The sequence below is a fragment of the Mycobacteroides sp. LB1 genome (assembly GCF_013449725.1).
Taxonomy (GTDB): Bacteria; Actinomycetota; Actinomycetes; order Mycobacteriales; family Mycobacteriaceae; genus Mycobacterium.
The window spans coordinates 1,504,129-1,522,323 of the sequence record NZ_JACCFF010000001.1; the positions used below are offsets into that span (position 1 = coordinate 1,504,129).

At 63.8% G+C, this 18,195-nt stretch carries 18 protein-coding genes and 1 pseudogene; 10 read left to right on the forward strand and 9 right to left on the reverse strand.

Features of this window, described 5'->3' with window-relative positions:
• Positions 1 to 41 precede the first annotated feature (41 nt).
• A pseudogene (locus MLB1_RS07425) lies at positions 42 to 901 on the forward strand (DUF559 domain-containing protein).
• Between the two features lie 83 nt (positions 902 to 984).
• Here the strand turns inward: MLB1_RS07425 and MLB1_RS07430 are convergent.
• The gene (locus MLB1_RS07430) at positions 985 to 2,100 is read right to left on the reverse strand and encodes a nitronate monooxygenase family protein (protein WP_180748990.1); all 1,116 of its coding nucleotides are present in this window, start codon (positions 2,098 to 2,100) and stop codon (positions 985 to 987) included.
• A gap of 3 nt (positions 2,101 to 2,103) precedes the next feature.
• Positions 2,104 to 3,756 (reverse strand): acyl-CoA synthetase, encoded by a 1,653-nt coding sequence (locus MLB1_RS07435; RefSeq protein WP_180748991.1) that lies wholly within the window; start codon positions 3,754 to 3,756, stop codon positions 2,104 to 2,106.
• 83 nt (positions 3,757 to 3,839) lie between these two features.
• On the opposite strand from MLB1_RS07435, the gene MLB1_RS07440 reads away from it, so the two are divergent.
• Positions 3,840 to 4,649: a crotonase/enoyl-CoA hydratase family protein gene (locus tag MLB1_RS07440; RefSeq protein WP_180748992.1), complete on the forward strand. Its 810-nt coding sequence runs from the start codon at positions 3,840 to 3,842 to the stop codon at positions 4,647 to 4,649.
• Positions 4,650 to 4,681: 32 nt separating this feature from the next.
• On the forward strand, positions 4,682 to 5,299 hold the full coding sequence (locus tag MLB1_RS07445) for an LON peptidase substrate-binding domain-containing protein (RefSeq protein ID WP_180749744.1): 618 nt from the start codon (positions 4,682 to 4,684) through the stop codon (positions 5,297 to 5,299).
• A gap of 3 nt (positions 5,300 to 5,302) precedes the next feature.
• Here the strand turns inward: MLB1_RS07445 and MLB1_RS07450 are convergent, their stop codons facing one another.
• On the reverse strand, positions 5,303 to 6,334 hold the full coding sequence (locus MLB1_RS07450; protein WP_180748993.1) for an LLM class F420-dependent oxidoreductase: 1,032 nt from the start codon (positions 6,332 to 6,334) through the stop codon (positions 5,303 to 5,305).
• Positions 6,335 to 6,411: 77 nt separating this feature from the next.
• Between MLB1_RS07450 and MLB1_RS07455 the strand changes: the two genes are divergently transcribed.
• Genes MLB1_RS07455 through MLB1_RS07470 form a run of 4 tightly spaced genes read left to right on the forward strand, consistent with a single transcriptional unit; the run spans position 6,412 to position 10,041 of the window.
• On the forward strand, positions 6,412 to 7,395 hold the full coding sequence (locus MLB1_RS07455) for an OB-fold nucleic acid binding domain-containing protein (RefSeq protein ID WP_180748994.1): 984 nt from the start codon (positions 6,412 to 6,414) through the stop codon (positions 7,393 to 7,395).
• Positions 7,395 to 8,450, forward strand: a complete 1,056-nt coding sequence (locus MLB1_RS07460) for a thiolase domain-containing protein (RefSeq protein ID WP_180748995.1) — start codon at positions 7,395 to 7,397, stop codon at positions 8,448 to 8,450. Before MLB1_RS07455 ends, MLB1_RS07460 begins: the two co-directional genes overlap by 1 nt.
• Positions 8,451 to 8,452: 2 nt before the next feature.
• Positions 8,453 to 9,643, forward strand: coding sequence for a thiolase domain-containing protein (locus tag MLB1_RS07465; RefSeq protein WP_180748996.1), 1,191 nt, complete (start codon positions 8,453 to 8,455; stop codon positions 9,641 to 9,643).
• A complete protein-coding gene (locus tag MLB1_RS07470) occupies positions 9,640 to 10,041 on the forward strand; it encodes a nuclear transport factor 2 family protein (RefSeq protein ID WP_180748997.1) in 402 nt (133 codons plus the stop codon). Before MLB1_RS07465 ends, MLB1_RS07470 begins: the two co-directional genes overlap by 4 nt.
• A 65-nt stretch (positions 10,042 to 10,106) precedes the next feature.
• On the opposite strand, the gene MLB1_RS07475 is transcribed toward MLB1_RS07470, so the two are convergent.
• Positions 10,107 to 11,453 carry an FAD-dependent oxidoreductase gene (locus MLB1_RS07475; RefSeq protein WP_180748998.1) on the reverse strand — a complete coding sequence of 449 codons (1,347 nt, stop codon included), beginning with the start codon at positions 11,451 to 11,453 and terminating at the stop codon, positions 10,107 to 10,109.
• A 124-nt stretch (positions 11,454 to 11,577) separates the two neighbouring features.
• Between MLB1_RS07475 and MLB1_RS07480 the strand changes: the two genes are divergently transcribed.
• Positions 11,578 to 12,054, forward strand: coding sequence for a nitroreductase family deazaflavin-dependent oxidoreductase (locus tag MLB1_RS07480; RefSeq protein WP_180748999.1), 477 nt, complete (start codon positions 11,578 to 11,580; stop codon positions 12,052 to 12,054).
• 10 nt (positions 12,055 to 12,064) lie between these two features.
• Here MLB1_RS07480 and MLB1_RS07485 read toward each other — a convergent pair whose 3' ends face one another.
• Positions 12,065 to 12,586, reverse strand: coding sequence for a gamma carbonic anhydrase family protein (locus MLB1_RS07485; protein ID WP_180749000.1), 522 nt, complete (start codon positions 12,584 to 12,586; stop codon positions 12,065 to 12,067).
• Positions 12,587 to 12,726: 140 nt separating this feature from the next.
• Between MLB1_RS07485 and MLB1_RS07490 the strand changes: the two genes are divergently transcribed.
• Together MLB1_RS07490 and MLB1_RS07495 are read left to right on the forward strand one after the other, a co-directional pair.
• Positions 12,727 to 13,926 carry a Rieske 2Fe-2S domain-containing protein gene (locus MLB1_RS07490; protein ID WP_180749001.1) on the forward strand — a complete coding sequence of 400 codons (1,200 nt, stop codon included), beginning with the start codon at positions 12,727 to 12,729 and terminating at the stop codon, positions 13,924 to 13,926.
• Positions 13,927 to 13,987: 61 nt separating this feature from the next.
• Positions 13,988 to 14,428, forward strand: a complete 441-nt coding sequence (locus tag MLB1_RS07495) for a hypothetical protein (RefSeq protein ID WP_180749745.1) — start codon at positions 13,988 to 13,990, stop codon at positions 14,426 to 14,428.
• Between the two features lies 1 nt (position 14,429).
• On the opposite strand, the gene dtd is transcribed toward MLB1_RS07495, so the two are convergent.
• The 4 genes from dtd to MLB1_RS07515 form a co-directional block, all read right to left on the reverse strand.
• Positions 14,430 to 14,861, reverse strand: coding sequence for a D-aminoacyl-tRNA deacylase (gene dtd, locus MLB1_RS07500; protein WP_180749002.1), 432 nt, complete (start codon positions 14,859 to 14,861; stop codon positions 14,430 to 14,432).
• Between the two features lies 1 nt (position 14,862).
• The gene (locus MLB1_RS07505; protein WP_180749003.1) at positions 14,863 to 16,167 is read right to left on the reverse strand and encodes an FAD/NAD(P)-binding protein; all 1,305 of its coding nucleotides are present in this window, start codon (positions 16,165 to 16,167) and stop codon (positions 14,863 to 14,865) included.
• A gap of 61 nt (positions 16,168 to 16,228) precedes the next feature.
• Positions 16,229 to 17,380: a sulfotransferase gene (locus MLB1_RS07510; protein WP_180749004.1), complete on the reverse strand. Its 1,152-nt coding sequence runs from the start codon at positions 17,378 to 17,380 to the stop codon at positions 16,229 to 16,231.
• A 16-nt stretch (positions 17,381 to 17,396) separates the two neighbouring features.
• The gene (locus MLB1_RS07515) at positions 17,397 to 18,182 is read right to left on the reverse strand and encodes an SDR family oxidoreductase (RefSeq protein WP_180749746.1); all 786 of its coding nucleotides are present in this window, start codon (positions 18,180 to 18,182) and stop codon (positions 17,397 to 17,399) included.
• Between the last annotated feature and the right edge of the window lie 13 nt (positions 18,183 to 18,195).

The window sequence follows — 18,195 nt, forward strand, 5'->3', positions numbered from 1 at the left end:
CACACTCGAGGACTGTCGGTGGTCGGTGCAAGGCTGCGACCATGGGGGACGTACCGTGGCCGTTCGTTAGGGATGAGGCACTGGCTAGCGGTCTCGTCACCGGATACGCCCTCCGGCGATTCAGCGCGCTGTACCCCACCGTCTACGTACCGACAGGTGTGGATGTCACACCGCTCAAGCGAGCAGAGGCAGCGTGGCTATGGTCCCGGCGACGAGGCGTCTTGCCGGCATATCTGCCACTGCCATCCACGGCACCAAGTGGCTACCGCAGGATGCTCCCGCGCAACTCATCCATACCAATCGTCGCGCTCCGCAAGGCATATCGCTATGGAGCGACACCCTGGGCTCGGGCGAGTGGGAGATAGCCGACGGTCTCCCCGTCACAACCCCCGCACGGACCGCGTTCGACATCGGACGGCGCACGGGAATTGACCTAGCAGTGGAACGCCTGGATGCGCTGATGAACACCACGGGAATCGCGGTCGCCGATATCGAGACCATAGCGGCACGACACCGCGGAGCGCGGGGTCTCAACCAACTCGCCAAGGTGCTGGGCTTCGTCGACGGCGGCGCCGAGTCACCGTGGGAGACACGCACCCGACTCATCGTGGTGCGCGCGGGATTTCCTCCGACCCAGACACAACTTGTCGTCCGTAACCGCTTCGGCGACTTCATCGCCCGTCTTGATATGGGGTGGAAAAACCGCAAGGTGGGCATCGAATTCGACGGGGCGCAGCATTGGACGAGTGCGGCTCAACGGACCAGGGATATTGATCGCGCCACGGAGCTCGCGGACGAAGGGTGGCGTGTCATTCGGGTGAGCTCCGACATGGTCCGCCATCGCGCAGGAACGATCGTCTCGCGAGTCGCGGAGGCATTCCGCACCACCCTGGCCGCGTAAGTCGAGTGTGCGGATCCGGTCGAAATCTCGCCGAAAATCGACACAGTCCGCACACTCGGCGGTAACGGTAGCGAGGTCCGCAGCTAGCCGCGGATCTGATTCAGCCTGTCGACCGTGCTCTCGAAACCGGACACCAGATCGGCCACGATCTCGGCGGCGGGCCGGATCTCGTTCATCCGCCCGACGATCTGCCCTGCCGGGAAGCAGACTGTTTCCGGGTCGTGCGCGCGGTTCATCCGTTCATGCGCCTCGCTCACCAGAATGTTCTGCAGCGGCATCGGCAGCGGGGTCGGCGCGTCCTCGGCGTCCCAGGCCTGCGTCCATTTGGTCTTCAGCAGCCGCGCGGGCTTACCGGTGTAGATGCGGGTGCGCACGGTGTCACTGGAGGTCGCCTTGAGCAGCGCCTGCTGCACCACCGAATCCCCGCCCGACGTAACAGTTCCCAGGTCGTACTCGGCCGCGGTCAACCAGATCGACCCGGTCCACACCCCGGAGGCGCCCAACGCCAGGGCCGCCGCAGCCTGCCTGCCGCTACCGATACCGCCGGCCGCCAGCACTGGGGCGCTGCCGTCGAGCGCATCCACGATCTCCGGCCACAGCACCATGGATGCCACGTCGCCGGTGTGTCCACCGGCCTCATACCCCTGGGCCACCACGATATCCACGCCGTTCTCGACATGCCGCTTGGCGTGTTCGGCCTTGCCCGCCAACGCCGCCACCGGCACGCCATGCTCATGGGCCTGGTCGATGACATCTTTCGGCGGCGAGCCCAACGCGTTGGCGATCAGCTTGATGGGGTGCTTGAGCGCGACCTCCACATGTGATCGGGCCACCGAATGCAGCCAGCCAAGCACACCGGCCGACTCGCGTTCACCCGGCAGCGGCGGCACACCCAGATCGGCGAGCGTCTTCTGGACGAAGTCCTTGTGCCCCTGCGGGATCAGCTTTTCGATATCGACCGCGGAACCCTCAGTGGGCACCTTGGCCGGCATCACGATGTCGACGCCATACGGCTTACCGTCGGTGTTCTCGTCCATCCAGCTCAGCACGGCGTCAAGCTCGTCTGGGTCGTTGAAGCGGACACAGCCGAGCACGCCCATGCCTCCCGCGCGGGTAATTGCGGCGGCAACCTTCTCCGACGGCGTGAAACCGAATATGGGGTAACGGATCCCAAACCGTTCACAGAGGTCGGTGTGCATGACTCAGGCCCCGGTGTTGACGTGTTTGGTGTTGACCAGGTCTACCTTCTCGGTCTCCGAGACTTCCTTCGCCCAGCGGTAGTCGGCCTTGCCCGCGGGGTTCCGCTTAACCGTGTCCACGATCCACACGCTGCGCGGCACCTTGTATCCGGCGATCTCCTTGCGCGCGTGCGCATCCAGACCCTCAAAAGTGAGTTCCACGCCGTCCCGGACAGAGACGACCGCGCCTACGTGCTGGCCCCACTTCTCGTCCGGAACACCGACGACAATCGCGTCGAACACCGCGGGGTGGCCCTTGAGAACGCTCTCGACCTCCTCGGGGAACACCTTCTCGCCACCGGTGTTGATGGAGACGGACCCACGGCCGAGCATCGTGACGGTGCCGTCGGCCTCGACGGTCGCCCAGTCACCCGGAATCGCGTACCGGACCCCATTGAATGTCTTGAATGTCTCGGCGGTCTTCTTCTCATCCTTGAGGTATCCGACCGGGATGTGGCCGCTCTTGGCGATAAGGCCCCGCACCCCTGAACCCGGTTCGATCGGGTTGCCTTCCTCGTCGAGAACCGTTGTGGTGGAGCTGATCTTGACCGTCGGGCCGCCCGGATGCATCTGCCCCTTCGCCACGCTGCTCAGGCCGCCGGTGCCCGTCTCCGAGGAACCGATGGCATCGGTGATCATCCGGTTGGGCAGCAGCTCAAGGTAGCGCTCCTTGACCGTCTGCGAGAAGAGCGCGGCGCTGCTGGCCAGCACCCACAGCGAGGACAGATCACGCGCCCGGCCCTTATCGGTGTCCAGCGCATCGATGAGCGGGCGGGCGATGGCATCCCCGGCGAAGAACAGCATGTTGACCTTGTTCTTCTCGATGGTGTCCCACACACCGTCGGGATCGAATTCCGGTGCCAGCACCGTGGTCCGGCCGCTGAACAAGGCCATGAAGGTGGCGGCCTGGGTGGCGCCGTGGATCATCGGCGGGATCGGGAACCCGATGAACGGCGCGGCCTCGGCACCCTGCTTGGCCAGATCCCATTCACCCTCCACAACCTCCCCGGTGACGTAGTTGATACCGCCGAACAGGGATCGGTAGATGTCCTCGTGCCGCCACATCACGCCCTTGGGGAAGCCGGTGGTGCCGCCGGTGTAAATGAGGAAGATGTCATCGGGGCTGCGCTCGCCGAAGTCACGCTCCGGGGAGCCCTGGGCGAGCGCGTCGGCGAACGCGACCCCGCCATAGGACGCGGAGTCGCCCTCGGTCCCGTCTTCCACAACGACCGCCGTCTTGACGTTCGGCGTGCTCGGCAGCACGTTGGCGACCTTGTCGCTGTACCGCCGCTCGTGCACCAACGCGACCATGTCGGAGTTCTCGAAGAGGTAATGCAGCTCGGACTCGACGTAGCGATAGTTGACGTTGACCGAGATCGCGCGGATCTTCACAAGCGCAACGAGCGCGACGACGATCTCGATACCGTTTCGGCAATACAGGCCTACCTTGTCGCCGGGGCCGACACCCTGGCTCTGCAGGAAATGACCTAGACGGTTGGCCTGCTCCTCAAGCTCGGCGTATGTCAGCTTCCGATCGCCAGAAATGATGGCGACACGATCGGGCATAGTGTCGATTGCATGCTCGGTGAGGTCGGCAATGTTAAGGGCCATGTCCATAAATTAGAACGTGTTACATTTTTTGGCAAGCACTGTTAGACAAGCCCCGCCCCCGTTCAGGGGCATCCTGGTGGAGGAAAACCATGACTGAGACAGCGACCGCACAGGACGCCCCACACGCCCTCGTCGAGCTTCGCGACCACGTGCTGATCGTGACGATGAACCGTCCGCACGCGCGCAATGCCCTCTCGGGCGAAATGCTGGAGATCATGACGCAGGCCTGGGACCGCGTCGATAACGATCCCGATGTTCGCGTCTGCATCCTGACCGGCGCGGGCGGGTACTTCTGCGCTGGCGCCGACCTCAAGGCCATGAACAAGCGCGCCCCCGGTGACCAGTTCGCCGACGGCAGCTACGACCCCTCGGTCATCCCCGGACTACTCAAGGGGCGGCGCCTTACCAAGCCTCTGATTGCGGCGGTGGAGGGCCCCGCGATCGCCGGTGGCACCGAGATCCTGCAGGCCACCGATATCCGTGTCGCGGGTGAGAGCGCCAAGTTCGGCGTCTCCGAGGTGAAGTGGAGCCTGTACCCGATGGGCGGGTCGGCAGTGCGCCTTCCCCGACAGATCCCGTACACCGTGGCCGCCGACATTCTGCTCACCGGACGTCACATCAAGGCCCTGGAGGCCAAGGAGATCGGGCTCATTGGACATGTGGTTCCCGATGGTCAGGCGCTGGAGAAGGCCCTGGAGCTCGCGGCGATGATCGCCGCAAATGGACCTGTCGCGGTACAGGCCGTGCTCAAGACGATCCGCGATTCGGAGGGCCTGCACGAGAACGAGGCATTCAAGGCGGACACCAAGGTCGGCATCGGCGTCTTCACCAGTAACGACGCCAAGGAAGGTCCACGCGCCTTTGCCGAGAAGCGCGCCCCCAACTTCACCGGGACATAAGACACCACGCATAGTGTGGGCGGGTGACGCCCATGTTCCCGCTGCAGTCGGTACTGCTGCCCGGTGAGCCCCTACCGCTGCGCATCTTCGAGCCGCGCTATGTCGCCCTCGTCCGCGACGTCATGGCCACGGACCGCATCTTCGGTGTCGTGCTGATCGCGCGCGGCCGGGAGGTCGGGGGCGGAGACGTCCGCCATGACATCGGGACTGCCGCCCGTGTCCTCGACTGCGAGTCACTCGGGGCCGAACGCTTCGCGGTGCGCTGTGAGGGTGCGTATCGGATCCGCATCAACAAGTGGCTAGAGGACGACCCCTACCCGCGGGCCGATATCGAACCCTGGCCCGATGAGCCCGACGACCGTGTACTGCCCTTGAGTGCCCTCAACGAGCTGCAGGCACGTATCGAGGATCTGTTACGGCGCGTCGCGACCGTGCAGCAGGTGCGCCTCCCCCGCCGATGGTCGATCGCTACCGGCCTGCCGAGCGGCGCGGAAAAGCGACTGTACGCGTTGGCATCTCGCGTACCGATGGGTCAGGCCGACCGGTACGCCGTGGTCGCCGCCTCAACACTGACAGCCCGGGTGGCCGCCCTGAACGAAGCGGTGGATACCGTCAACGCGATGCTCGACTTCCGCGAATCGGAGCGCTAACGGCTAGGTCAGCGCCGCCAGCTGCTTGACGTGTTCGACACTGCGGCAGCCGACCACCAGCATGGTGACCCCGGCGGCCTCCCACGCCTTGATCTGCTCGCGCACCTCGGCCTCGGTTCCGACGATCGTGGTGTCGAGCACCAGCTCGTCCGGAATCACTTCGGCGGCTTTGTCCTTGCGGTTGGTGCGGAAGAGCTCGGTGACCGCATCGACCACTTCGCCGTATCCCATGCGTCGGTACACCTCTGCGTGGAAGTTCAGCTCGACGGCCCCCATGCCGCCGATGTACAAGGCGGAGAACGGCTTCAGTTGATCGAGCACCGAGCGGCGGTCGTCGGTGACGATCACCTGCGCGGTGGCGGCGATCTCGAAATCCTCGCGGCTGCGCCGCGCGCCGGGGCGCGCGAAGCCCTCGTCAAGCCATTCGTTGTACATATCGGCCAGCCGCGGCGCATAGAACATGGGCAGCCAGCCGTCGGCGATCTCCGCCGTCAAGGCCACATTCTTGGGTCCCTCGGCGCCGAGGAAGATGGGCAGATCAGACCGCAGCGGGTGCACGATCGGCTTGAGCGGCTTACCCAGCCCGGTGGCGCTGCCCCCAGTCAGCGGCAGCGGATAGTGCGGCCCGTCGCTGCGCACGGGGGCCTCACGGGCCAGTACCTGCCGGATGATGTCGATGTATTCACGCGTGCGGGCCAGGGGCTTGGGGAACGACTGCCCGTACCAGCCCTCCACTACCTGCGGGCCCGAGACACCCAGGCCCAGAATGTGCCGGCCGCCGGACAGATGATCCAACGTCAGCGCCGCCATCGCACAGGCGGTGGGTGTGCGCGCCGAGAGCTGAACCACCGAGGTGCCCAGGCGAATTCGGCTGGTATCGGATCCCCACCAGGCCAGCGGGGTGTACGCGTCCGAACCCCAGGCCTCGGCGGTGAAGACGGCGTCAAACCCGCCCTCCTCTGCCGCAGTCACCAGTTCGGCCGCATTGTCCGGCGGTGAGGCCGCCCAGTACCCCAGCTGCAATCCGAATTTCATGGCCCGACTGTAACCGGCGGGATATGCCATGACCACCGCCCTTGCGAAAAAAACTAGAACTTGTTCTACTCGGAGGTGTGACAGCAAGCCAAAGCAGCACATCGGGGCAATTACCCCTCCTGACCGCCCCCCTCGAACTGTCTTTTGATTACACCCGTTCGGTGGGCCCGACCCTGTCGAAGTTCTTCACCGCCCTGCGCGATCGACACATCGTCGGCACCCGCGGCAGCGACGGCCGGGTGCATGTACCGGCAGCCGAGTACGACCCGGTGACCTACGCACCGCTGACCGAAGTGGTCTCGGTATCGAGCGTCGGCACCGTTCAGTCGTGGTCATGGCAGCCCGAACCGCTGGAGGGCCAGCCGCTCGCGAAGCCTTTCGCCTGGGCATTGATCAAGCTCGACGGAGCGGACACCTCGCTGCTACACGCTGTCAATGCGGGGGAACCCGGCGCGATCGAGACCGGCGCCCGCGTGCATGCGGTGTGGGCGGACGAGACCGTCGGCGCCATCACCGATATCGCCTACTTCGCGCTCGGGGATCGACCGGTGGATGTTCCGGCACCCGTTTCGGATCAGGAGCCGGTGACCATGCAGGTCACTCCGATCCGTCTTGAGGTTCAGCACATCACCTCCCCCGAAGAGAGCGCCTATCTGCGCGCGCTGGCAGAGGGCAAGCTGCTCGGCGGGCGTACGGGTTCCGGTGGGCGGGTTTACTTCCCGGCACGCGGTGCCGATCCGCTTACCGGCGAGCCAACCTCCGATCTGGTGCAGGTGTCCGACAAGGGCCTCGTCACCACCTTCGCAATCATCAACATCCCGTTCCCCGGGCAGCGCATCAAACCACCCTATGTGGCCGCCTACGTGCTGCTCGACGGCGCCGATATTCCGTTCCTGCATCTGGTCTATGACATCGACGCGGCGGATGTCCGCATGGGCATGCGGGTCCAGGCTGTGTGGAAACCTAAGGAAGAGTGGGGATACGGGATCGACAACATCCAGTACTTCCGCCCAACCGGTGAACCCGACGCCGACTACGAGACCTACAAGGACCGGATGTAATGACAGACATCGCAGTAGTGGGCTTCGCCCATGCACCCCATGTGCGGTCCACCGATGCCACCACCAATGGCGTCGAGATGCTGGTCCCCTGTTTCCGTCAGATCTACGGTGATCTCGGAATCACCAAGTCGGACATCGGCTTCTGGTGCTCCGGCTCATCGGATTACCTGGCCGGGCGCGCGTTCTCCTTCATCTCTGCCATCGATTCGATCGGTGCGGTGCCGCCGATCAACGAATCCCATGTCGAGATGGACGCCGCCTGGGCGCTGTACGAGGCCTACATCAAGATCCTGAGCGGGCAGGTCGAGACCGCTCTCGTCTACGGATTCGGAAAGTCCTCCGCCGGAATTCTCCGCAGAGCCCTTGCTCTGCAAACAGATCCGTACACCGTCGCCCCGCTGTGGCCCGATTCGGTATCGATGGCCGCGCTACAGGCGCGGCTCGGCCTGGATTCGGGCAAGTGGACCAAGGAACAGATGGCACAGGTTGCCCTCGACGCCTTCAGCCGGGCGCAACGCGTCGACACCGAACCCACAGCAGCCAGCGTCGAGGAGCTGCTGACTCGGGACTACTTCGCCGATCCGCTGCATAAACACGACATCGCGCCCATTTCCGACGGCGCTTCGATCATGGTGCTGGCCGCGGGCGACCGCGCACGCGAGCTGCGCGAAAACCCGGCCTGGATTACCGGGTTTGAACATCGCATCGACTCTCCCGCGATCGGCGGCCGGGATATCACCGTGTCACCGTCCACGGCGGCCTCCGCCGCGGCTGCAACCGGTGGCGATACCGGTTCCATCGACATCGCCGAACTGCATGCCCCGTTCAGCCATCAGCAGCTGATTCTCGCCGAGGCCATCGGCCTCAAAGAGACCACGACGATCAACCCGTCGGGTGGTGCACTGGTGGCCAATCCAATGTTCTCGGCCGGGCTGGAACGGATCGGCTTTGCAGCACAACATATCTGGAACGGTTCGGCACAGCGGGTGCTGGCTCACGCGACCAGTGGGCCGGTGCTTCAGCAGAACCTTGTCGCCGTGCTGGAAGGCAAATAACAGTGGGTACATCTAAGAACCTCGCTGCCGTTATCGGCACTGGGCAGACCAAGTACGTTGCCAAGCGCCACGACGTTTCCATGAACGGTCTGGTGCGCGAGTCGATTGACCGCGCGATGGCCGACGCGGGTGTCGGCTGGGACGATATCGACGCCGTCGTCGTGGGCAAGGCCCCCGACTTCTTCGAGGGCGTCATGATGCCCGAGCTATTCATGGCGGATGCGATCGGTGCGACCGGCAAGCCGATGATCCGGGTGCATACCGCTGGTTCGGTCGGCGGCTCCACCGGTGTGGTTGCAGCCAGCCTGGTGCAGTCGGGCAAGTATCGGCGAGTGCTGGCGCTGGCTTGGGAGAAGCAGTCCGAGTCGAATGCCATGTGGGCGTTGTCGATTCCGGTGCCGTTCTCGGTCCCCGTGGGTGCAGGTGCGGGCGGCTACTTCGCCCCGCACGTGCGTGCGTACATCGAACGCTCCAAGGCGCCGTTGGACACCGGAGCCATCGTCGCGGTGAAGGACCGGCTCAATGCGGCCAAGAATCCGCTGGCACACCTGCATCAGCCCGATATCACCGTGGAGAAGGTGATGGCCTCGCCGATGCTGTGGGATCCGATCCGGTTCGACGAGACCTGCCCGTCCTCAGACGGCGCTTGCGCAATCGTCGTGGCGAACGAAGAGACTGCGGATCGCCGTATTGCCGAGGGCCATACGGTCGCCTGGGTGCACGCCACCGCGCTGCGCACCGAGCCCCTCGACTACACCGGACGTGACCGCGTGAACCCGCAAGCCGGACGCGACGCCGCGGCGGCACTGTGGCGTGATGCGGGTATCACCAGCCCGATCGACGAGATCGACGCTGCGGAGATCTATGTACCGTTCTCCTGGTTCGAGCCGATGTGGCTGGAGAACCTGGGATTTGCGGCCGAGGGCGAGGGTTGGAAACTGACCCAGGCCGGTGAGACCGCGATCGGCGGCAAGATCCCCGTCAACGCCTCCGGTGGCGTGCTCTCCTCGAATCCGATTGGGGCCTCGGGTCTTATCCGGTTTGCCGAGGCGGCCATCCAGGTGATGGGCAAGGCCGGTGACCATCAGGTACCGGGCGCGAAGAAGGCATTGGGCCACGCCTACGGAGGTGGCTCGCAGTACTACTCGATGTGGGTCGTTGGAAGCGAAAAACCGGAGGTGCAGCCAGCATGAGCCTTGCCGATGAAGCCGGACGTCGGTCCCGGGAGGCCGTAGACGCCCGCGACAAGCAGGCGTGGGTCGACAACTTCGCCGAGGACGGCGTGGTCCAGGATCCGGTGGGTCCGTCGCCGTTCGATACCGAAGGCAACGGACATCGCGGCAAGGAGGCCATTGCAGCCTTCTGGGACAACATCATTGCGCCCACCGAGAAGCTGGACTTTATCTTCGACGCCACCTACGACTGTGGCACCCATCAGGCCAATGTGGGCCGGATCGTGACGACCATGAACGGCTACCAGATGACCGCCGAGGGTGTGTTCACTTACCAGGCCAACGACGAGGGCAAGCTCGTAGTGCTGCGCGCCTACTGGGAGTTCGACAAAGTCGCCGGGACCGCGAAGAAGGTCTAACCCGCCCGCCGGACACACATAAAGGCCCCCACGCCCGGAGCGTCGGGGGCCTTTATGTCTTCCCGCTAGGAGGCCTGGCGTCCGGCGCTGATCATCTCCTCGCGGGGCACCACTTTGATGCGTTCGCGGCCCTGTTCCTCACCCAATGCGACCTCATGGGCATCGAGCCGTTCCCACTCCTCCCAGGTGGTGTAGTCAATCCCGCTTCCCTGTAGATGCGCGAAGATCGCATCGGGGTCGGAGATTTCAGCGGGTTGAATACCCGGGAGGTCCGCGAGCAGGCTCGCAATCGTCTCGGCGGCATCGGATTTGGTGTGCCCAATCAATCCGACGGGCCCGCGCTTAACCCACCCGGTGACATAGGTGGATTCAATCGGGATGCTATCGATATCGAGCACCCGCCCGGCATCATGCGGGACAACCCCGGCGTGATGATCGAACGGCAGGTCCGCCAGATGCGAGGATATGTACCCGACCGCGCGGTACACCGCCTGAACCGGCCAATCGGTGAATTCTCCGGTACCCCTGACGGTTCCGTCGCCAATCAGCTCGGTCCGCTCGGTCCGCAGGCCCTCCACACAGTCTGTTCCCAGCACCTCGGCCGGTGACTGGCAGAGGTGGATGTGAATGCGATGCGGTGCACCGGTGGGCTCCTGATCGAGGTACTTCATCATGGTGTCGACGACAAGCTTGGTGGCCTTGCTGGAGTTGATGGCCTGCTGACTGCCCTCGTCGATCTCGAATCCTTCCGGGTGCACGATGACATCCACACTCGGCGAGTGCGAGAGCTCGCGAAACTCCATGGGACTGAACTTGATCTGCGCCGGACCACGCCGCGCGAACACGTGAATGTCCGTTGCCTGGTTGAGCGCCAATCCTTGGTAGACGTTGGCCGGGATCTCGGTAGTGAGCTGCTCGTCCGCCGGCTTGGCGAGCATGCGCGCGATATCCAGCGCGACATTCCCTACGCCCAGAACCGCGACGCTCTTGGCTGTCAGCGGCCACTCGCGCGGGACATCGGGGTGACCGTCGTACCAGGAGACGAAGTCGGCGGCGCCATAACTCTCTGGGAGGTCTACACCCGGGATATCGAGTTCACGGTCGGCGCGCGCACCGGTGGAGAAGATCACCGCGTCATAGAAGCGCCGCAAGTCGGACAGCTTGATATCGGTGCCGTAGTGGACGTTGCCGATGAACCGAATCTCGTCACGCGAAAGTACGCGGCGCAGGGCCTTGATGATCTCCTTGATCCGCGGATGATCGGGAGCCACACCGTAGCGCACCAGGCCGTACGGCGCCGGCAGCCGGTCGAAGACATCGACCTGTGCCTGCTCGTACTCCTTGGTGAGGATATCGGCGGCATAAATGCCTGCCGGACCTGCGCCAACGACCGCAACTCGAATCTTCCTCATGCCCATCCTCTTTGATTTAGGAAATCGCTTAGGTAAGGCAAGCCTAAATATAATTCCTCAGGAAGTGGGACGCACGTCCCGAGATCCCCGTCACACCGCCATCGGATCTCAGTAGCCTGATCACGTGGCAATTGCATTAATCGTCGTCGGCGCCATCGTGTTGGTGCCGCTCGTCCTGTTCACGCTTCTCGTGGCGGGCATCCGGCTGCAGATCCGCCCGATTCTCAATGCAATCCGCCGGTTCAATCACGCCGTGACCAACCCGAGGATCATGGCCACCGCCGGGACCACCGCCAGCTCGCCCGCCATCATCCGGCACACCGGTGGGCGTAGCGGCCATGCGTACGAGACCCCGGTCGAGGTCTTCGATGCCGCCGACGGCACCGTGGTGATACTCCTGCCTTACGGGCAGACGGCCGACTGGGTACGCAACGTGACCGCCCACGGCGGCGCCGAGCTACTCCGGGCCGGCGAGCATCTCGGTCTGACCAACCCGAGGGTGGTCCCCACCGCCGGGGTGCGGTCACAGCTCCCGGCCAAGGAGCTGCGAATGCTGCGGCTGTTCAACGTCCCCGAATGCCTACAACTGACGAGGACCTGACGGTGCTGGACTACGTGTCCAAACCGGCCAGGTAGCGCTTGCCCAGCGCCTGGTACGCGGCTGGAACGCCCTTAGTCAGGAACTCCGCCGGGGTTCCCGCGACGGGCCCCTTGACCTTGGCGGGCGAGCCCATGACCAGCACGTCCTCGGGGATCTGAGCGCCGCCGAGGACCAGCGATCCTGCGGCCACCATGCTGCGGGAACCGATGGAGGCCCCGTCGAGCACCGTCGCGTGATTTCCGATCAAAGCACCGTCGCCGACGGTGCAGCTGTGCACCAGGCACATATGAGCCACAGTGGCTCCCTCGCCGATATCGACCGGCATCCCCGGGTCGCTGTGCAGCACCGACCCGTCCTGAATGTTGGCACCCGCGCGGATGACAATCGGCGCGTAATCGGCGCGGAGGACCGTGTTGAACCAGATCGATGCACCGGCCTCCACCGTGACATCGCCGATAAGACAGGCGGTCGGCGCGACAAACGCCTCGGGGTGGACGCTCGGGCTTTTTCCGTCGAGTGAGTACAAAGGCATGCGCAGACCCTAGCCAAAGCATCTATTTCTGCTTGTGGCAGGCATAATTCTTGCGCCCGAGGGTGGCAAAACTGTAACATGTTCTAGTTGGAGATGGCCGCTAGGGCGGCCAGCATCGAAACACTGGAGGCAGCCCCGCCATGAGCACAGATACTCGGCCCGTTTCCGAAGGAAACACTGTCCGCGAGATCGACGTCGGCGAGCTACCAACGCGCTATGCCCGCGGTTGGCACTGCCTGGGCGTCGCCGAGAGCTTCAGGGACGGCGAACCCCATGCGATCGATGCCTTCGGCACCAAGCTGGTGGTGTTCGCCGATTCCCACGGCGATATCAAGGTGCTGGACGGATACTGCCGCCACATGGGCGGCGACCTCTCCCAGGGCTCCGTCAAGGGCGATAACGTCGCGTGCCCGTTCCACGATTGGCGCTGGGGCGGCGACGGCAAATGCAAGCTGGTGCCTTACGCCAAGCGCACCCCGAAGCTGGCCCGTACCCGCAGCTGGACCACCGACGTCAAGAGCGGCCTGCTGTTCGTCTGGCACGACGCCGAGGGCAATGGCCCCACGGATGACGTTGCGATTCCGGAAGTCCCGGAGTATCACGACGACGGCTGGACCACCTGGGACTGGAACACCATCGTCATCGAGGGTTCCAACTGCCGCGAAATCGTGGACAACGTCACCGATATGGCGCACTTCTACTACATCCACTTCGGCTTCCCGACGTTCTTCAAGAACGTCTTCGAGGGCCATATCGCCTCGCAATATCTGCGTACCGTCGGGCGCCCGGACGTCACGCTGGGCGGCTCCTCGCAGTACACCGGTGAGCAGATCCTCGATTCGGAGGCCTCCTACTTCGGGCCCTCGTTCATGATCAACTGGCTGCACAACAACTACGCCGGCTACAAAGCCGAGTCGATCCTGATCAACTGCCACTACCCCATCGACCAGAATTCCTTTGTGCTCCAATACGGCGTCATGGTCCAAAAGCCCGAGGGCATGGACGAGAAGATGACCGGCAAGCTCTCGCGGGCGATGACCAAGGGTGTGGGACAAGGCTTTTTACAGGACGTCGTGATCTGGAAGAACAAGACCCGCATCGACAATCCCCTGCTTGTCGAGGAGGACGGTGCCGTCTATCAGATGCGTCGCTGGTACTCGCAGTTCTACGTCGATAAGGCCGATGTCACCCCGGAAATGACCGACCGGTTCGAGCTGGAAATCGACACCACCAAAGCCAACGAATTCTGGCACGGAGAAGTCGACGAAAACCTCAAACGCCAAGCAGAAGAGAAGGCTGCGGCCGAGGCCGAATCTCATGCCGAGGCGACGCAAAGCTAGTGCCATGACCGAAGTTTCGGCGGCGTCTTCCGTGACTGGGAAAAACACCGGTCCTCCCTCTGTGGAGGAGCTGGCTCAGTCGATGCTGGCATTGCATGGTGCCCACGAGGGAGACGCCGCTCATGACTCCGCTGAATCCGGTCGGCCGAACGGCCAATGGTCGAAAGCGCCCGCATTCGAGCACGATCCAGAACGGGCCGCCCGGCTACACGAGGCAACCGAGGGCGACAAGCAGCGGTATTTGACCTCGGGCTTGCAGGAGGTCGACTGCCGGTTCTGCCATGGCTCGGTGATGGTAAAGAAGCTGGGCATCAATCAAACTGCCGTGCAATGGAATACCGCAGCGGCCGGGAGATGCGCCTTCTTCGCGCAAATGCGTGAGGAAGGTACCAACACCGCGAGGGTGCGTGGGTGCCCGCGCCTCTCCGACAGCATCTCCCACGCCGTCGCTGAGGGCTGCCTCGACCCGATCTGCACGGCTCCCCCGCCCGGAGACGGCTGAACTAGAGCTCCAACAGTACGGTCACCGGACCGTCGTTGATCAGCTCAACCCGCATATGCGCGCCGAACACTCCGGTTTCCACCTGTGCACCAAGCAGCCGTAAGGCGTCGGCGAATGCCGTCACGATGGGTTCGGCGACACTTCCGGGTGCCGCCGCGTTCCACGCCGGACGACGCCCCTTCTTCGTATTGGCGTATAGGGTGAACTGACTGACCACCAATATCGGCGCACAGAGGTCAGCCGCGGACTTCTCGTCGTCGAGAATCCTTAGTTGCCATAGCTTCTCGGCGAGCTGTGCCGCCTTCGCCGCATCGTCGTCGTGGGTGACGCCCACCAGTGCCAGCAGCCCCTGACCTTCGGGCCGGATCTCCCCGACCACTTCCCCGTCCACGGATACGGTTGCGGACGCGACCCGCTGCACCAGAACACGCACGCTACGAGCCTATCAGCGCCGCAAGCCCCTCCGCCTGCGCCCTGATCTCAACGAATGCTGTTGTTTCCCATAGATTTCCGCGCCGAAGCGGCCCGAGCGTCCACATCGGTGCGTCCCCCGGGGCAAGCTTCCCGTCCGGGTCGGTATCCAGTCCGAGGTTGAGCGGGCCGGGTCGCACCAAGCCACTGGCAAGCAGCCGGCTCCACAGTGGATCGGTACCTGTCGTGATGTCATATTGCGGGCCCGTGCAATTGATCACCCTGCATACATCGAGAACCTGCCCCGTCGACAACGTCACCCTGGCTCCCACGCCGGAGGCCGCGGAATCCCGCAACTCCGCACGATGGATACGCAGCGCACCGTCGGCGATGTCATCGTCGATCCGAGCAGCGGTCTGCGGGGCCATCCGGTGCCGGTGAATATCCCACAGCCTGCGATACTTTCGCAGGAACTGCTCGTGCTCATCGACGGTCATACCGGCCCAGAGCACGCCGGCACGGGGGCGCAGCGCATCCACGGCCGCACACGCATCGCCGCCCTCGGCGATCACGTCCTGGATGTAGCGCACGGAACGCTCCAACACGTGGCCGCGATCCATGGTGAACGTAGGGGCAGACACCGGCGATGACGGTCGCGGTCGATGCGCTCTGGGTAGCAGTCCGCTGCGGGATATGGCGTGCACGACGCGACCGGGGCTTCGTAGCGTGCACGCCATATCGGCCATCGTCAGACCGGTTCCCACCAGCAGCAGATCCCCGCCCTCGGGAATATCGTCGAGCGCACCCGGACGCCAGGGGTCGTCGACGAATACTGTGCTGTCACGCAACCAGGTTGGGGCCCAGGATGTTCCGGGAATGTTGGGGCCCGCGGCCAGGATCACGGCGTCTGCCTGCACGTTATCGCCGTTACCCAAGGCTACCGAGAGCCCGTCACCCTGCCGCGTCACCGCGACGGCTCGACGATGGATACGGGTCACGCGATCATCCCGCGCTCCCTCGAATTCACCTGAGAGATAACGCCCGAACAGTCCCCTCGGAACGAAATCCTCGGGGCCTGCGCCCGGTAGGCCGTTGTTCCCCAACCACTTCACGAACTCCAGCGGCACAGTCACATCAGCACTGAGCTTTCCCGCCGGAACGTTGAGGAGATGCCGCGGATCTGCCGTACGGTACGGAACTCCGGGTCCGGTACCTGTCTCGGGATCGATCAGGCTGAGACGCAATGCCCGTGAGTCTTTGCGCCGCAGCAAGTGCAGCGCCGCCATTGTTCCGGCGGCACCTGCACCCACGACGGCAACGTGTGTCACAGATGAGCCGCTTGCGCGAAGACCAATAACACCGGATGAGCCGCTTGCGCGAAGACCAACATCACAGCCCGGAGAAGCGCTCCGTCACCGCTTCCTTGCTCAGCCCATAGTCGGCGAGCGAGTAGACGTGCTTCGGTGCGCGCGGGCCCTTTTGGCTTTCGTCATTCATCTTCTGCATCTCCACCAGCGCAGACGCCGAGAGCTCCAGTCCAAAATGCCGGTAGATGGATTCGACGGTGCCGATCGGGTCGGAGATGAAGTCGAAGTAGTCGATATCGCAGAATTGGGCCTCGTCGTACTTGGTGCGAGCCGCCTTGAACGACTCCAGGCCGCGGGCCCAGGTGTCCAGCTGATCGGCGCCAAGGGTGGCACCGACAAATGTCTCCGACCAACCCGCCGTTGCATGTTCGTTGAGCGAGCATACCGACGCGATTATGGTCTCGGCGGGGCGATGAGTCTGAATAACCAACGCGTCCGGGTACACCTCCATGAGCGCGTCGAGGGCAAACAGATGGCTCGGATTCTTGAGCACCCAGCGCTTTTCGATGTCATTGAGACCGATCAGCTGCAGATTGGCCTTGTAGCGACGGTATGCCGGTGTCCAGTCCTGTTGATCCAGCCACTGTGCGTATGACGGCACATGGGCAAGACATTCATACGACACGGAGTGCACCGACTGACGCAGCAGCTGCCAGCATTCCTCCACCTCGCTGGCTGACATGTAATGCAGGCCCATGAACTCCGGGTTCGCCACATGGTGCTGCGAAAACTGCGTTTCCAGCTGTTGGTACACCGGATTGGTATCCCAGGAGTCGCGCGCAGGCCGCGGCTGCGGGAAATCAGCCAGCCACATCTCCAGGCCCTGGTGCATCGGATCGGCATTGAGGAGACGATGCAGCGCGGTGGTGCCGGTACGCGGTAGGCCGGTGACGAAGATCGGCCGATCGATGGCCACCTGCGCGTAGTCGGGATGCGCCTTGAATGCGGCCTCACTGAGCAGCCGCGCGCCCAGCGCGCCCCGCAGGAATACCCGAGACATCTTGGAGCCCAGCGGAGTCAGCCCGGCCTCACGCTGATAGGAGTCCAGTAGGACGCCGAGTGCTTCGCGGTAGTTGTCAACCGACCCGTCCCCGAAGTCCTCGAGGCCGATCAGCCGGGTGGCCGACTCGTGTAGATCGTCGACGGTGCCGACGCTGGTGCGCTCTGTACTCATTGGATCCTCCTTGTGGCTAGGCGTGGAACTCGCCGCAGTTGACATCGAGAGCCTGCCCGGTGATCCCGCTCGCCAGGTCGGAGGCAAGGAACAACACGGCATTGGCCACCTCGTCGGTGGTCGGCAGGCGCTTGAGATCCGAGTTTGCGGCTGTGTACTCGTAGATCTGCTCGACGGTGCCGCCGTATTTCTTGGCCTGGTGTTCGAAGTACCCCTTGAGGTTCTCACCCCACATGTATCCGGGTACAACCGAATTCACCCGAACCCCTTGCGGACCCAATTCCGTGGCCAACGATTGGGACATGGCCAGCAGTGCGGCCTTGGCAATCTTGTAGCTGCCATAGCGGATCTGCGAGTGCCGGATGACCATTGAGTTGATGTTGACCACCGAACCCTTCGATTGGGCCAGCGCGCCCGAGAGCCCCTGCGTCAAACGCAGCGTGCCGACCACAGTGAGCTCGACGCTATCGCGAATCTGCTGATAGTCCGTCTTCTCCAACGACTTCATCGAGGGAATGCTGAAGGCGTTGTTGACGAGAACGTCAATGCTGCCGAAGGTTTCCCTCGCACGTTCGACAAGATTGGCGACGCTGGCCTCGTCGGTGATATCCGTCGCCACGGTGAGCGCCTTGCGCCCAGTGGCGGTGACCTGTTTGGCCACCTCGTCGAGGCGCGATTGAGTACGTGCGGCGAGAACCACATCCGCGCCCGCCTCGGCGAACTTGACGGCCAACGTGGCGCCGAGACCCGGACCGATACCAGATACCACGGCAACCTTGCCGTGAAAGTTGAGGAGACCCATACCAGTTGTCGCT